This window comes from Cellulomonas sp. URHB0016, assembly GCF_054057935.1.
In genome coordinates this window covers 3,049,677-3,063,762 of the sequence record NZ_JBSRZU010000001.1, presented here as the reverse complement: position 1 = coordinate 3,063,762, position 14,086 = coordinate 3,049,677, and the positions used below count along the sequence as shown (strand labels likewise).

At 72.6% G+C, this 14,086-nt stretch carries 14 protein-coding genes; 5 read left to right on the top strand and 9 right to left on the bottom strand.

Going from position 1 to position 14,086, the window contains the following annotated elements:
• Positions 1-118: 118 nt before the first annotated feature.
• Positions 119-457 carry a P-II family nitrogen regulator gene (locus tag ACVW07_RS14085; RefSeq protein WP_456819862.1) on the bottom strand — a complete coding sequence of 113 codons (339 nt, stop codon included), beginning with the start codon at positions 455-457 and terminating at the stop codon, positions 119-121.
• On the bottom strand, positions 457-1,740 hold the full coding sequence (locus ACVW07_RS14080; protein ID WP_456819861.1) for an ammonium transporter: 1,284 nt from the start codon (positions 1,738-1,740) through the stop codon (positions 457-459). Before ACVW07_RS14080 ends, ACVW07_RS14085 begins: the two co-directional genes overlap by 1 nt.
• A gap of 306 nt (positions 1,741-2,046) precedes the next feature.
• On the opposite strand from ACVW07_RS14080, the gene ACVW07_RS14075 reads away from it, so the two are divergent.
• On the top strand, positions 2,047-2,472 hold the full coding sequence (locus ACVW07_RS14075) for a type II toxin-antitoxin system VapC family toxin (RefSeq protein ID WP_456819860.1): 426 nt from the start codon (positions 2,047-2,049) through the stop codon (positions 2,470-2,472).
• 260 nt (positions 2,473-2,732) lie between these two features.
• Here the strand turns inward: ACVW07_RS14075 and ACVW07_RS14070 are convergent, their stop codons facing one another.
• The 4 genes from ACVW07_RS14070 to ACVW07_RS14055 form a co-directional block, all read right to left on the bottom strand.
• A complete protein-coding gene (locus tag ACVW07_RS14070; protein ID WP_456819859.1) occupies positions 2,733-3,527 on the bottom strand; it encodes a hypothetical protein in 795 nt (264 codons plus the stop codon).
• 304 nt (positions 3,528-3,831) lie between these two features.
• Positions 3,832-4,335, bottom strand: coding sequence for an SRPBCC domain-containing protein (locus tag ACVW07_RS14065; RefSeq protein WP_456819858.1), 504 nt, complete (start codon positions 4,333-4,335; stop codon positions 3,832-3,834).
• A 49-nt stretch (positions 4,336-4,384) separates the two neighbouring features.
• Positions 4,385-5,035, bottom strand: a complete 651-nt coding sequence (locus tag ACVW07_RS14060) for a response regulator transcription factor (RefSeq protein ID WP_456819857.1) — start codon at positions 5,033-5,035, stop codon at positions 4,385-4,387.
• A complete protein-coding gene (locus ACVW07_RS14055; RefSeq protein ID WP_456819856.1) occupies positions 5,023-6,330 on the bottom strand; it encodes a histidine kinase in 1,308 nt (435 codons plus the stop codon). Before ACVW07_RS14055 ends, ACVW07_RS14060 begins: the two co-directional genes overlap by 13 nt.
• A gap of 175 nt (positions 6,331-6,505) precedes the next feature.
• On the opposite strand from ACVW07_RS14055, the gene ACVW07_RS14050 reads away from it, so the two are divergent.
• Complete coding sequence (locus ACVW07_RS14050) at positions 6,506-7,720, top strand: alpha/beta hydrolase family protein (protein ID WP_456819855.1); 1,215 nt, start codon at positions 6,506-6,508, stop codon at positions 7,718-7,720.
• A gap of 103 nt (positions 7,721-7,823) precedes the next feature.
• Positions 7,824-8,798 (top strand): GNAT family N-acetyltransferase, encoded by a 975-nt coding sequence (locus tag ACVW07_RS14045; RefSeq protein WP_456819854.1) that lies wholly within the window; start codon positions 7,824-7,826, stop codon positions 8,796-8,798.
• Between the two features lie 20 nt (positions 8,799-8,818).
• Here the strand turns inward: ACVW07_RS14045 and ACVW07_RS14040 are convergent, their stop codons facing one another.
• Positions 8,819-9,574: a phosphotransferase family protein gene (locus ACVW07_RS14040; RefSeq protein ID WP_456819853.1), complete on the bottom strand. Its 756-nt coding sequence runs from the start codon at positions 9,572-9,574 to the stop codon at positions 8,819-8,821.
• Between the two features lie 197 nt (positions 9,575-9,771).
• Positions 9,772-11,154 (bottom strand): diguanylate cyclase domain-containing protein, encoded by a 1,383-nt coding sequence (locus ACVW07_RS14035; protein WP_456819852.1) that lies wholly within the window; start codon positions 11,152-11,154, stop codon positions 9,772-9,774.
• 163 nt (positions 11,155-11,317) lie between these two features.
• Here ACVW07_RS14035 and ACVW07_RS14030 point away from each other — a divergent pair, with 163 nt between their 5' ends.
• Positions 11,318-12,106, top strand: coding sequence for a GNAT family N-acetyltransferase (locus ACVW07_RS14030; protein ID WP_456819851.1), 789 nt, complete (start codon positions 11,318-11,320; stop codon positions 12,104-12,106).
• Positions 12,107-12,403: 297 nt separating this feature from the next.
• Here ACVW07_RS14030 and ACVW07_RS14025 read toward each other — a convergent pair whose 3' ends face one another.
• Positions 12,404-12,949: a carboxymuconolactone decarboxylase family protein gene (locus tag ACVW07_RS14025; RefSeq protein WP_456819850.1), complete on the bottom strand. Its 546-nt coding sequence runs from the start codon at positions 12,947-12,949 to the stop codon at positions 12,404-12,406.
• Positions 12,950-13,022: 73 nt separating this feature from the next.
• On the opposite strand from ACVW07_RS14025, the gene ACVW07_RS14020 reads away from it, so the two are divergent.
• Positions 13,023-13,997 carry an AraC family transcriptional regulator gene (locus ACVW07_RS14020; RefSeq protein ID WP_456819849.1) on the top strand — a complete coding sequence of 325 codons (975 nt, stop codon included), beginning with the start codon at positions 13,023-13,025 and terminating at the stop codon, positions 13,995-13,997.
• The last annotated feature ends 89 nt before the right edge of the window (positions 13,998-14,086 follow it).

The following is a 14,086-nucleotide window of genomic DNA, read 5'->3' as shown; positions in this document are numbered from 1 at the left end:
CCTCGGAGGATACGAACAGCGGACTGCGGTGTCGCGGGAACTCGTCTGGGCGCGAGCGCGTGGGGTCCTCCGTCAGCTGACCTCGCGGCCCGCCGTGCCTGGACCGGACGCTCCGCCGTCAGATCGCGTCGGGCCCGTGCTCGCCGGTCCGCACGCGGACGATGTCCTCGACGGACTGCACCCACACCTTGCCGTCGCCGATCTTGCCGGTCCGCGCCGAGGCGACGATCGCGTCGCTGACCGCGGCGGCGTCCGCGTCGTGCACGACGACCTCGAGGCGGACCTTCGGCACGAACTCGACCTGGTACTCCGCGCCGCGGTACACCTCGGTGTGCCCGCCTTGGCGGCCGTAGCCCTGCACGTCGGAGATCGTGAGGCCGCGCACCCCGAGGGCGTCGAGCGCGTCGCGGACGTCACCGACCTTGAACGGCTTGACGATGGCGGTGATGAGCTTCATCAGTGGAGCCTTCCCGTGCTGGACGTGGACGAGAGCTCGTAGGCCGTCTCGGCGTGCTGCGTGGCGTCGAGGCCTTCGGACTCCTCGTCGGGCAGCACCCGTAGCCCCATCGCGGTGTGCAGGACCCGGGAGATGACGTAGGTCACGACGAACGCGAACGTCGACGCGGCGACGACGGCGAGCAGCTGCCGCCCGAGCTGGAGCAGTCCGCCGCCGAGCAGCAGTCCCTCGTGGTGGACTGCCGGATTGACGACGGCCGCGGCGAACAGCCCGATGAACAGCGTCCCGATCACCCCGCCGACGTAGTGGACTGCGACGACGTCGAGGGAGTCGTCGTACCGGAACCGGAACTTCAGGCGGATCGCCAGCAGGCACACCGCGCCGGCGACGACGCCCAGCAGCAGGGCCGGCAGCGGCTGGAGGTAGCCGGACGCGGGGGTGATCGCCACGAGCCCGGCGACAGCGCCCGACGCGCCGCCGAGCGTCGTGGCCTTGCCGGTCAGGCGCTTCTCGAGCGCCAGCCAGCCGATCATGCCGCCGACGCCCGACAGGTGGGTCGCGAGGGCCGCACTCGCCGCGAGCTGCCCGGCGCTGAGCGCGGACCCGGCGTTGAAGCCGATCCAGCCGACCCACAGCAGTCCCGCCCCGAGCAGGGTCAGGGGCAGGTTGTGCGGCGCCATCATCTCGCGCGGCCAGCCCCGACGTGGACCCACCACCAGCACGATCGCCAGCGCCGAGGCGCCCGAGCAGATCTCCACGACGGTGCCGCCCGCGAAGTCGAGGACGCCGAGCTTCGCCAGCCATCCATACGGCGACCAGGCCCAGTGCGCGAGGGGTGCGTAGACCACGACGGACCAGATCGCGATGAAGGTCACGAAGGCGCCGAATCGCATGCGGTCGGCGGTCGCGCCGGTGATCAGGGCGGCGGTGAGGATCGCGAACATCATCTGGAACAGCACGAACGCGTACGGCGGGAACGTGAGGTCGATCCCCGGGACGGCCACCTCGGCGTGCGCGAGCCCAGCCAGGTGCAGGCCGCCGACCAGCCCACCGCCCGCGTCGCTGTCGAACGCCAAGGAGTACCCGACGACCACCCACGTCACCGACACGACCGCGATGCAGACGAAGCTCTGCATGATCATGCTCAGCACGTGCTTGGAGCGGACCATCCCGGCGTAGAAGAACGCCAGCCCGGGTGTCATCAGGAGGACCAGCGCGGTGCAGACGATGATCCACGCGGTGTCGCCGGTGTCTGCTTGCGCGGCCGCGGACAGGGGGTGCATCGTCGTCGAATCACTCTCGCCGGTGGCCGCCCGCCGCGTGCCGGGAGCGTGCCGCGGGCCAGGGTACCGTCGCGGCGTCCCGTGCCGGTCACAGCCCTCGCGCCGGCAAGACGCTCAGGTCCCGTGGGGGATACGGCAGCTGGCGTGCCGGAGGGCCCTCCACTGCGCGGCGATCTCATCTGGGCGGCGGGACTGCCCGACCGGCGAGGTGGGCCGTCAGTGGGTGGTTTGTCCGGCCCGGTCCGCGGCGGCCTGAGATCGTCCGCGCCCGCGGCGCGCGGCGATCCAGCACCCCACACTGGCCGCATGACCCGATTCGCCATCGACGCAGCCACAGCCGTGATGCTCGCGCGGGAGAACGTCACGGTCCCCGTCGAGCACCAGCTCGTCGCACCCACCCTGCTGCGCTCCGACGTGCTCTCGATGCTCTACCGCGAGGTCCGTCGGGGCGAGCTCGACCCCCGGGAGGGAAGAGCTCTCCTGGACCGGGTGACGACGACCCGCATGCGCCTGCTCGGCGACCGCGTGTCGCGCGCGACCGCGTGGCGGATAGCCGAGCAGCTGGGCTGGGAGGACACCACCCGCGCTGAGTACGTCGCCGTCGCGGCGCTGCAGGCGGACTTCTTCGTCACGGCCGACGACGAGCTGGCGGCAGCGGTCGCGGGCACGGTGGCGCTCGCGCCCTTCGACGCGCTCAGCAGTCCTCGTGGTGGCGGAACGTCCTCGCTGTGATCTCCACCTCGAGTGGATCAACCTGCGGCCTCGCCGATCGCCAGATCCCCGACCCCGAAGCGGCCGGTGAGCTCGAGCCCGTGCATCTGGGGAACGTCGAACGTCGCACCGGCACGGGCGCACCAGCGCGCCCGGCCCGCATCGACAGTCGGGTTCGCCGTCGGGACGGATGGCTCGGTCGCTACCGATCCTGGGGGCCCCGTCAGAGCCGGCAGCCAGCGTCTGCTGGCCGCCGGCTCTGATGGTGTCGTTCGTGCAGGTCAGAGCGCAGCTGCACCCGCCGTGCGCCTCCGCCGGACCTGGAGCAGGAGGAGACACCCGGCGACCAGTGTCAGCACGGCGCCGATCGCAGCCATCGGGGTGTGCACAGTCGGGCGAACGTGGTTCGTCCCGAGAGGTGACGTGCCCGGGACGAGCGAGCGCGGGCTGCCCAGGAGGGTTTCGCCCGGCTTGATCTGGCCCGCATCGAGAGCCTCGTGGTAGTCCTTGTCGTACGCGGCCACTCGCGCCGCTTCCTGCGTGGCCTTGACGTCCCGGAACTTCTCGACCGGCATCGCGCCGTTGCCGATGATGTCTCGGGCCACCGCGTTGAGCGGTCGAACCTGCTTGAGGTTCTTGGACACCTCGTAGAGGTCACCCTCAGGTCCGCCCGACGCGAGCATCTCGGTGGGCCTGACGTGTTCCACGTCCTCGATGTCCTCGAACATCCAACCCAGCTGCATGAAGTCCCCGTTCTCGTGCATGACGACGACGCTGCTGGCAACACCGTCCACGTACTGCACGGCCGCGTACATCACGGTCGGGTACAAGTCTTCCGGCGACAGGGCCTCGGCGGTCGAGCCCGCGACAAGGTTCATGAACACATACCTGACCGGGTCGCCGAACGTCGTTCCTGCGACCTTCTTCCTTGCGGCTGCGGAAGTGTTCGCCGTGCCGTCAGGGTTGGTCTGGTCGAGCTCGGCCACCTTCTTGGCGCCCTCGCCACCGTGCACGCTCTCCAGGACAGCCTGCGGGATCGGTGGGTTCTCCGACCAGTCCTGCGATGCGTCCGCCATGGCAGGCGTGCCGATACCTGCCACAAGCAGAGCAGCTCCGACCGAGACCGCAGCAGCGGCGAGTCCTCGCTTCACGCGTCGAGCCCCCGTCACTTGTGCCCCATAGGCCAGGAGGGAGTGTAAGCCGTCCATGCACCCGTGCCGGCGATGTAGGAGCTGTAGGTGATCCACACCCCCGTCGCGCTGGGCCCCACGCATCAACGACGCGGTCGATCGGGGTGAGCGGGTCTGGCGAGCGGGTCTTCGCCGGCAGGCCATCGGGATGTCGCCGATGTGGTGGCCGAGCAGCGACGCTGGCGCCCCCTCAGCGAAGGGACCCGAGCTGCTGCGCGTCGTAGAGCTGGACGAGGTCGTCGTAGTCGGTCCAGAAGTCGCCGATCGGAAGGTCGGCACCCCGGAGGTGCGCCTCCAGGTAGTGGAGATGACGGTGCCAGCCGGCAGCGTAGGAGACCGCATCGTCCAGGCCCTGATGATGCACGGACAGCGTCGCCGCGGACGAGCCTGCCTCGTCCAGTGCGAAAGCAACCTGACTCTGCCGCTCCTCGGGAAAGTCCCACGTCAACGTCAGCAGGCGTGCAGGGCGCCACTGCAGCACGGCGTGCCGTGACCGGACGTCGTCGTCGTGCCAGAGATCGAAATGCGCGCCGCTGGTCACGGCGTCGACGTCGATGCGTCCGAGCCACGTGGCGGTGTGCTCACCGTCCGTCAGCGCTTTCCACACATCCTGGACGGGCGCCGGCAGCGCGACGTGCATCCGGACTTCTCCATGGGCCTTGTCGGCATGGCCGACTGTCGCGGATGCCTGCACGCGCCGATCGTACCCAGAGCGGTCGGAGCTGAGAGCCGGCCGCGACGGCTCACGCCGTGCGCGTGGCCAGGAACTTCAGCACGGCGAGGACGCGGCGGTTGTCGGTGTCGGTGGGGGGCAGGTCCAGCTTGGCGAGGATGTTGCCGACGTACTTCTCGACCGCGCTGTGACTGACCGACAGGGCCTCGACGATCCCGGCGTTGGAGCGGCCGTCGGCCATGAGCCGCAGCACCACCAGCTCGCGTGGCGTGAGGCGGTCGATCGGGTCGTGGCCGCGGCGCACGAGCAGCTGGGCGACGACCTCGGGGTCGAGCACCGTCCCCCCGGCGGCGACCCGGCGCAGCGCGGCGAGGAAGTCCGGCACGTGCGCGACGCGGTCCTTGAGCAGGTAGCCGACACCGCTGGTCTGCACGGACAGCAGATCGGTGGCGTAGCGCTCCTCGACGTACTGGGACAGCACGAGGATGGCGACCTCGGGGTGCTGGTGGCGGATCAGGAGGGCGGCGCGGATGCCCTCGTCCGTGTGGGTGGGCGGCATCCGGACGTCGATCAGCGCCAGGTCGGGGCAGTGCTCCTCGACCGCACGCAGCAGCTCCTCGGCGTCGGGCACAGCCTCCACCACCTCGATGTCACCGCCCGTGAGCAGCGTGGTCAGGCCGGCACGGAGCAGGACGGAGTCCTCGGCGATCACGACTCGCACGGCAGCTCCACGGTGATCGTCGTCGGCCCCCCGGGCGGGCTGTGGAGGCGGAACGTGCCGTCGACGGACGCGGCGCGCTGAGCCAGGCCGCGCAGCCCGGTCCGGTCGGGGGCGGCGTCAGGGTCGGCGCCACCCTGGCCGTCGTCGGACACGACGACCCGGAGCCGGTCGCCGACGCGCTCGACGACGACCTCGGCGCGGTCGGCCCGGGCGTGCTTGGCGATGTTGGTGAGCGCCTCGGAGACGGTGAAGTACGCGATCGCCTCGATCACCGGGGAGCAGCGTGGGGTCACCGCGACGGTCAGCCGCACCGGTAGCGGCGCCCGCGCGGCGATCCCCGACAGGGCGGCGTCAAGCCCCCGGTCGTCGAGGACCGCCGGGTGGAGGCCGCGGACCAGCTCGCGGAGCTCCGCGACGGCCTGGACGGCCTCGTCGTGAGCCGCCTCGATCGCCCGCCCGGCGGGTCCGGACTCGTCCGTGAGCCCGGCGCGGGCCATCCCCAGGTTCATCGCCAAGGAGACCAGCCGCTGCTGCGCGCCGTCGTGGAGGTCCCGTTCGATCCGCCGTCGCTCGGCGTCCGTGGCGGCGACGATGTCGGCCCGGCTCCGCGACAACGCCTCCACACGCCCGGACAGCGTCTCCCTGCGGCTCGGGCCGAGCAGGGCCCCGGCCGCGGCGGTGTCCACCCTGGCCACTCCCCTGGCGACCCACGGGGCCGCGAGCAGTGCCGCCACCGCCAGCGCCGTCAGCGCGGCGGTGCGTGCCGGTGGCTGGGCGCCGCCGGACGCCAGTGCCGTGGCCACCCCGACCCAGGCCAGCCAGGACACCGCCACCGCGCCGGCGCCGAGCGCGCCGAGGGGCAGTGCCAGCCCGTGGTACGCGATCTGCCGCCAGGTGCCCGGCGCGACCCGTTCGCGCAGCAGCGACCGCGACCACCGGCCGTCGGGGCTCGGCGGCGGCAGGTCGACCCCGAGGAGAACCCGGAAGCGCCGGCGCTGCAGTGCGGTGAGGGCCCGGACCGCGGCCAGCACTGGGAGCGGGACGACGACGGCCACGGCCACCAGGGCGACGGTCCGCACCCGGTCCTCGGGGGCGGCGTAGATCAGGCTCCACACCGCGCAGTACACGGCGGCGACCGGCAGCACCCAGGCGAGCGCGAACGAGACCACACCGAGGGGCAGCCCCACGAGCGCGTGCGCGGTGCCCCCTCGGCCGCGCGCCGACCACCAGGCGCCCAGCACCGCGGTGAGGGCCGATCCGCGTCGCCGGGCCACGGCCGCTCCAGTCGAGGTCACGGGGTCACCGTAGAGGCGAGGCCGGCCGTGCAGCCATGAGGCCACCCCGCCGCCGGGGTGCGGACATCCCCACCCCGCCGCGACCGTCAGCCCCACCGACAAGGCCCCGCGGTCCCGGCAGCCTGACAACGCGGCCGCCGAACGGGCCCGCCATGACACAGGAGGAACCCCCACCATGCGCACGAGCTCCCCACGGCACCGACCCTGGCTGCTGACCGCCGCACTCCTCACCGCGGGGCTCGGACTGGTCGCCGGCGCCGCGCCGGTCGCCGCCCAGCCCGGCCACCCGCCCGTCACCGCCGGCTACCGCCTCCCGGCACCGAGCGGTCCTGAGCGCCTCGGCACCGTCTCGCTGCACCTCGTCGACTCCGCGCGCACCGACCCGTGGGTCCCGTCCCACCCCGTGCGCGAGATCATGGTGCAGCTCTGGTACCCGGCCCAGCGGACCCACGGGTACCCGGTGTCGCCGTGGTTGTCGCCCGGCGCGGTCCCGCACTTCGCCGAGGCGTTCGGCCTCCCCGCGGACACGGTGCGGTCCACCGTCACGCACGCCTACGACGGTGCACCGGTGCACCGGGCGCCGGGCGGCCGACCGGTGGTGCTCTACTCACCGGGCCTCGGCGGGGACCGCGGCACCAGCACCGCGCTCGTCGAGGAGCTGGTCAGCCACGGCTACGTCGTGGTCACGATCGACCACACCCACGACGCCAGCGAGGTCGAGCTCCCCGACGGGCGCGTCGAGGTCGGCGCCATCCCCGAGATCGACGACGCGGTCATCGCCCAGGTCGCGGCCGTGCGCGAGGCCGACACGCTGTTCGTCCTGGACCAGCTCGCCGTGCTGAACGCCGGGCGCAACCCCGATGCGGAGGGACGCCGGCTGCCGACGGGCCTGCGCGGTGCCCTCGACCTGGACCACATCGGCATGTTCGGCCACTCCCTCGGTGGCAGCACCGCCGCGGCGACGATGCACGACGACCCGCGCATCACGGCCGGCGTCGACCTGGACGGGACCCTCGTCGGCACCAGCGCGACCTCCGGCTCGGACAGGCCGTTCCTGCTGCTGAGCAGCGACCACGGCGCCGAGCCACGGGATCCGAGCTGGGACACGTTCTGGGCGAACCAGACGGGGTACGGGCGGGAGCTGAGCCTGAGCGGCTCGACGCACGGCTCGTTCAACGACGGTCTGGTGCTCTACCCGCAGGCGGCCTCGACCATCGGGCTCCCCGCCGACGTGCTGGCCGGGCTCGTCGGCACCCTCGACCCCGACCGCTCGCTCACGATCCAGCGCACGTACCTGCGGGCGTTCTTCGACGAGCACCTGCGGCACGGGAGCGGCCGGCTGCTCCGTGCGCCACACCCGCGGTACCCCGAGATCCAGTTCGTCCGGTAGCACCGAGCCGGGTGCGCGGCGGGCCGGTGGCGCGCCGCGCGCCCGGGGTCGGGGAACCTGGAATCTGGAGGACACGCTTCGTCGGGCGCCATAACGTTCGGCCATGACTGTCGAGTCGCACCACCTCATCTGGCGCCCGCTGGCCGTGTCCGACGCCGCGGCGATGGCCGACCTCATGAACGCGATCGACGCGGAGGACCACGTCTGGGGGCAGTACACCGCGGAGGACGCGGCCGAGGAGCTGAGCTCACCGGTCGACGACCTCCCGACGTCCACGCTGGCGGTGTTCGACGGTCCGACGATGCTCGGCTTCTCGGCGGTCCACCACCAGCCGACAGCCGAGATCGTCCACACGGTGCAGGCGGCCGGCGCCGTCCGCCCCACCCATCGTCGCCAGGGGCTGGGGACGACGCTCATGCAGCACGGGCTGGCCACCGCCGAGACGCTGCACGCACGGCATCACCCCACGCTCCGTCTGGTCGTCGAGTCCATCTACGGGGAGCACGTCGACGGTGCCGTCGCCCTCTACCGTGCGGCAGGCATGACGGCCACGAAGTGGACCCGGCACATGAGGCATCCGCTGGGCACCGCCGTTCCGGACGCACCCCTTCCCGCCGGCATGCGGATCGAGGGCTACACGGCCGAGGCCGACGAGGAGTTCCGCGCGGTCCGCAACGCGGCCGTCCAGGTCGACCCGACCAGGTCGCAGCTCACCGCCGAGCAGTGGAAGGTCTCGGTGGTGGGCTCGAGCTTCCGGCCCGAGCTGAGCTTTCTGCTCCGTGACGGCGAGACCGGGACGGCGGCCGGCGTGCTCCTGGTCGTCTCGTGGGAGGCGGAGACGGAGGCGACCGGCACCCCTGACGCGTACTTCAGGGTCATCGCCACACGGCCCGCGTACGAGGAGCGCGGCGTGGCCGAAGCACTGATCTCGCACACGCTCCGGGCTGCGCAGGACCAGGGCTACGGACGTGCCAGCCTCAGGGTCGACGCCGACAGCTCGAGCAAAGAGCTCGGAGCCTACGAGAGTGCCGGGTTCGTCACGCAGGACACCCAGGTCCACTACCGCCTCGAGCTCTGACGCGCTGGGTCTTCCGCAGCTCAGTGCATGGCGGCGAGCAGCACTGCGGTCTCCGGGTAGGTCTCGACGGGGCCGAAGCCGTGCTCGACCAGCCACGGGATCGCCGTGAGGGCTCGGTACGACCACCACCCCTGAATCAGCTCGAGGTCGGCTTCGCCGTACCCGGCAAGGACATCGTCGAGGTGTTCCGGATGTCCCAGCGTGAGGACGGCGAGGTCGTGCAGGGGGTCCCCCGGCCCGGCGCTGGACCAGTCGATGATGCCGGTCACCCGGTCGTCGACGACGAAGATGTGGTCGGGCTGCAGGTCGCCGTGCGCGAACACAGGCGTGTGAGGCCGCAGCACGAGCCGCGCCAGCCGACGATTGTGCTCGAGGACGTCGACGGTGACGGCCTCGTTCGTCAGGATCCATGCGCACGCCTCGTCGAGGCGCTCGACGAGCTCGTCGACGGATCGGCCACCCCATGACGGCAGCGGGGTGGTGTCGTGCAGTGCCCGCACCGCGGCGCCTGCGGCCGTCCACGAACCGGGACCCACCGGCGACCGGTGGCCGTACTTGCCCAGCGCCGTCCCCGGCACGAGCCCGATCGCGAGCACCGGATGGTTGCGCCACAGGATCTCCGGGGTGGGTACCGGAACCAGTGCCATCGCCGCGACCTCGGCGTCGATGCCGGCTCTGTCAGGGTCGACCTTCAAGAACACGTCGCCGACCCGCAACGTCGCTCGTGCCCGGTGGGCGACGACGACGTGGACCTCAGGCACGGCCTCGGTCTTCATGGCGCGATGGTGTCAGCGGCCTCCGCGCCGTCCACAGTGCTTTTCCTCGGCGGTCGAGGGAGCTCCATCACAGGTCGGACAGCATCCCGCACGGCATCGGCCAAGGACCACTCGCACCGCACGGTGGCCGCCGTGGGCGCATCGACGCCGCGATCACGCACCTTCTCGGCAGCGCCGGAGTCCTCTCCCTCGATGAGCTAGGAGGTCGCCGCGGGAGCGACCACGCCGGCCGGTAGCTCGCCCTCGGCCAGCTGGGAGCCGCCGCGGCGCTTCGCTGTGTACATGGCGGCATCGGCCCGGTGCAGGACCTCCTCGATGCACCCGGTACCGCGGTCGTCGTCGTGCAGCGACGCGACGCCGATGCTCGCACCGACGTGGGCGGACGACCCGTCGCGCAGCACGTACGGCGCGTCGAGCGATGCGAGCAGCCGGGCGGCGACTGCCTGGGACGCCTCGGGCGGTCCGGGGACCAGGACGGCGAACTCGTCGCCGCCGAGACGCGCTGTGGTGTCGCCGTCGGCCACGTGGGCGCGCAGCCGCCGGGCGACCTCGACGAGGAGCTGGTCGCCGGCGTCGTGCCCGTGCTCGTCGTTGACCTCCTTGAAGCCGTCGAGGTCGATCACCAGGACGCCGACCGGTCGGGTCGCGGTGGTGAGGTGCTCGAGCAGCAGCGCGCGGTTCGGCAGCCCGGTCAGGACGTCGTGCGAGGCGCGGTGGCGCAGCTCGGCCTCGCTCGCGGCGAGCCGGGCCACGAGGTCCCGGTTCTCGGCGAGCGTGACGAACTGCCGCAGGAGCACGAGCGCGACGAGCGCCGCGGCGCCGACCTCCTCGGGGGCGCTGAGCGCGCCCGTGCGCAGTCGCGTGCCGAGCAGCACGACAGCCGCGGGGGCGGCGAGGACGTACGGCGCGAGACTCACGAACCACGCGCTCGGAGAGACGTCGCGGCGTGGGGAGGTGCCGGGGTAGACCAGGCCGGCCGCGAGGACGAGCAAGAAGCACAGCACCCACGCCCCCGCTGCCGTCCGTGACGGGTCGCCGCCCGTGAGCGCCTGGACGGAGCGTGCCGTCTCCGCGCCGGCGGCGACCGTGAGCGCGCCGCTGAGGAGCAACGGCATGGGCCACCGCTGCACCGGGATCTCCGCGACCATGATGCAGAGGTAGAACATGGCGAGCAGAGCGGGTACGACGGGCCGGACGAGCGGCATCACGTCGAGCCGCCCGGACGCCTCCCACAACGGGCCGAGCAGGACGGCGTAGGTCAGGGTCACGGCGGCGACGGCGGCCGTCGTGCCGTCGAGCAGCATCCGGACGCGCGAGCGGGCGTCGGCGCCGCGGGAGGTCAGCCACATCCCGGCCGCGACCAGGGCGGGGGCGGTGACGTCGAGCAGCGTTCGCGGGACGGCGGTCAGGGGCAGAGGGCCGAGCCAGCCGACCGCCGCCCCCAGCGCCCACGCGAGGCACGCGGCGGCCTGGCAGCGCCACGCGAGCGCGCCCCGGGACGACGCCCGGGCGGCGGCGCGCAGGCAGACGACGGCGGCGGTGACCGCCGTCACCGCTCCCGCCACGTCCAGGGTCGACACCGTCTGAGCTCCTCCGGGCGCGCAGAAGGCGCGCGCACGTCCACCCTCCCTATCGGCACGTGCGGCGCGGGACTGATGCCTCGGGAGGTGCGGTCCGCCACCCGCGCTGGACGGGCCGACGGGAATCCGGCACCTGCGACCTGCGCCGTGAGATCGTCGCGCCATGCCGAGCACTGCCGCGCTGCTGCACGCCTACGACGCCCAGCTGCGCACCGACGCCGAGACTGCCGGCGCCGTCGCAGTGGAGCGGCTCGGCCCGCTGCGCCTGGTCACGTTCGCCGCGGGGCGTGGTTTCATCACCTATCCGGACCTCGCGGGGGCGAACGCCGGGACCATCCGTGGATGGGTGGGCGCTGCGATCGACCACTTCCGGGCGGACCCCGACGTCATGCAGGTGGAGTGGAAGTCGCGCGGCCACGACGACGCGCCGGGTCTGCACGACGCGTTGGTGGAGCACGGCTTCGTGGAGGGCGAGGCGGAGTCGGTGATGATCGGCGAGGCGCGGCGCCTCGACGTGGACGTCGCGCTGCCGGCCGGCGTGACGCTGCGGCGGGTGACGGGCGAGGCAGACGTGCGGGCGATGGCCGCGATGCAGGACCTCGTGTTCGGCGGGTCCGGCTCCGACGCGATCGCCGACGCGCTGCTCGGTCGGCTCGCACGACGCGACGGGATCGAGCTCTGGGTCGGTGAGGCCGACGGGCACGTCGTCAGCGCGGGGCGGCTGCAACCGGTCGAGGGCACCGAGTTCGCCGGGATCTGGGGCGGTGCGACCCTGCCCGGCTGGCGCGGCCGGGGGATCTACCGCGCGCTCACAGCCGAGAGGGCGCGCTCGGCGCTCGCCGGCGGCAAGACGCTGATCCACAGCGACTCGACGGAGTACTCCCGCCCCATCCTCGAGCGTGCGGGGTTCGTGCGGGTCTCGACGACGACGCCCTACGAGTGGCGCCGCTGACCGCTCGGGCGCCGTGTCGCCGGCCCAGCGCCACCGCCGGCTCGGGCAGGCCGTTCCTGCTGCTGAGCAGCGACCACGGCACCGAGCGACGCGATCCCAGCCGGGACACGTTCTGGGCGGACCGGACGGGGTACGCGCGCGAGCTGAGCCTGAGCGGCTCGACCCACGGCTCGTTCAACGACGGTCTGGTGCTCTACCCGCAGGCGGCCCCGACCATCGGTCCGGCCGCCGACGCGCTGGCCGAGCTCGGCGGCCCCAGCGCCCGGGCGGGACGGCTCCCGCCCGGGCGCTGCGCAGTCAGGCGGCGCGCTGGAGCCCGACCCGGGGGAAGTCGACGGGCACGGCGAGTGCGACGTTGACGTAGTTGGTGAACAGGTTGAGCGCCACCTGCGCGATGGTCTCGACGATCTGCTCGTCGTCGAACCCCTGGTCGCGGACGGCCCGGACGTCGTCGGCGGTGATGTGCCCACGCTCCTCGACCACGCGCAGCGCGAACGTCAGCAACGCGGCGGTGCGGGGGTCGTCGGACTCGCCGCTCTGCGCGGCGGCCATGGCCTCGCCCGTGACCCCCGCCTTGCGACCGAGGGCGGTGTGGGCGGCGAGGCAGTACTCGCAGGAGTTGCGGTCGGCGACGGCGACGGCGATCTGCTCGCCGAGCGCAGCCCCGAGAGAGCCACCCCCGAACGCGCCGAACGAGGTCCACATGCTCGTCAGGGCGGCGGGCGAGTTGGCGACGGCCCGGAACATGGCAGGGACGGTGCCGAACGTGGCGTGGATCTGGTCGAGCTGGTCCTTGACGGTGCCGGTAGCGGACTCGCGGTCGACGAGGTGGACGTGAGACATGTGTGGCTCCGTGGATCGGGATTCGCCCTCTTGCTGGGGCACTCCCTCATCTTGTGGGCGCTGACGAGACGGAATGACTCGCATCGTCTCCAATACACGTCTGATCGTCTGGCACACTGCTCCCGTGGCGTCCGTCGACCGTCTCTCGGCCCTCCTTGATGTCTTCCGCGCCCACACCCGCGTGTTCCACACGGGTCCCCTGTGCGGCGTGACGACATTCGCCGCGCAGCCCGGCCGCGGCTTCCTGCACGTGCTGCGCCGCGGCGAGATGCAGGTGACCCACCAGGGCCCCGGCGGGTCGCTCGTGACGCGGCAGGTCGACGAGCCCAGCCTCGTGTTCTACCCGCGGCCGCTGGAGCACGCGTTCCGCAACGCCCCCACCGAGGACTCCGACTTCGCGTGCGCGACGTTCGAGTTCGAAGGAGGTCGCACCCACCCGCTGGTCCGCACGCTCCCGCCGGTCCTGGTGCTCCCCCTGGACGCTGTGGTCTCCCTGGAACCTGCGCTGGACCTGCTGTTCTCGGAGATCGACAACGTCCGGTGCGGGAACCGGCTGCTGGCCGACCGTCTCTTCGAGATCGTCCTCATCCAGCTGTTCCGCTGGATCCTGGAGCACACCGAGGAGCTCGCGCTGCCTGCCGGGCTGATCTCGGGCCTGTCCGACGAGCGGGTCGCGCGCCCGCTGGTCGCTCTGCACGAGCACCCGGGCCGCCCGTGGACGCTCGCGTCGATGGCCCGTGAGGCGGGGATGTCGCGCAGCTCGTTCGCCGCACGGTTCAAGGAGCTGGTCGGCCAACCACCCGCCGAGTACCTGACGCACTGGCGCCTCACCATCGCCCAGGAGCGGCTCCGCTCCGGGGCGTCCGTGGGGCGGACGGCGACCGAGCTCGGCTACGCGACGCCGGCCGCGTTCTCCCGCGCGTTCACCCGCGCGCTCGGGTCGTCCCCACGAGCCTGGCTGGCGGCGTCGCAGGACCTGGTCGTCCGACCGCACGTCCGGACAGGCCGGGCGACACTCGGCCAAAACGGTGAACTCGCCGGAGTCTGAGCACCCCGCCTGCCGAACGGCTCACGGATGGGTCGCCATATGCCGACGACTCGGACACAACCCGCGCACGTTCGTCGCGGGATCGGCAC

Bases quoted from the DNA above. Each gene is read 5' to 3' on its own strand.
- ACVW07_RS14030 (WP_456819851.1), top strand. From the start codon at position 11,318: ATGCCGAGCACTGCCGCGCTGCTGCACGCCTACGACGCCCAGCTGCGC.
- ACVW07_RS14075 (WP_456819860.1), top strand. From the start codon at position 2,047: ATGACCCGATTCGCCATCGACGCAGCCACAGCCGTGATGCTCGCGCGG.
- ACVW07_RS14050 (WP_456819855.1), top strand. From the start codon at position 6,506: ATGCGCACGAGCTCCCCACGGCACCGACCCTGGCTGCTGACCGCCGCA.
- ACVW07_RS14080 (WP_456819861.1), bottom strand. From the start codon at position 1,740: ATGCACCCCCTGTCCGCGGCCGCGCAAGCAGACACCGGCGACACCGCG.
- ACVW07_RS14040 (WP_456819853.1), bottom strand. From the start codon at position 9,574: ATGAAGACCGAGGCCGTGCCTGAGGTCCACGTCGTCGTCGCCCACCGG.
- ACVW07_RS14020 (WP_456819849.1), top strand. From the start codon at position 13,023: ATGACTCGCATCGTCTCCAATACACGTCTGATCGTCTGGCACACTGCT.
- ACVW07_RS14070 (WP_456819859.1), bottom strand. From the start codon at position 3,527: ATGGCGGACGCATCGCAGGACTGGTCGGAGAACCCACCGATCCCGCAG.
- ACVW07_RS14025 (WP_456819850.1), bottom strand. From the start codon at position 12,949: ATGTCTCACGTCCACCTCGTCGACCGCGAGTCCGCTACCGGCACCGTC.
- ACVW07_RS14045 (WP_456819854.1), top strand. From the start codon at position 7,824: ATGACTGTCGAGTCGCACCACCTCATCTGGCGCCCGCTGGCCGTGTCC.
- ACVW07_RS14085 (WP_456819862.1), bottom strand. From the start codon at position 457: ATGAAGCTCATCACCGCCATCGTCAAGCCGTTCAAGGTCGGTGACGTC.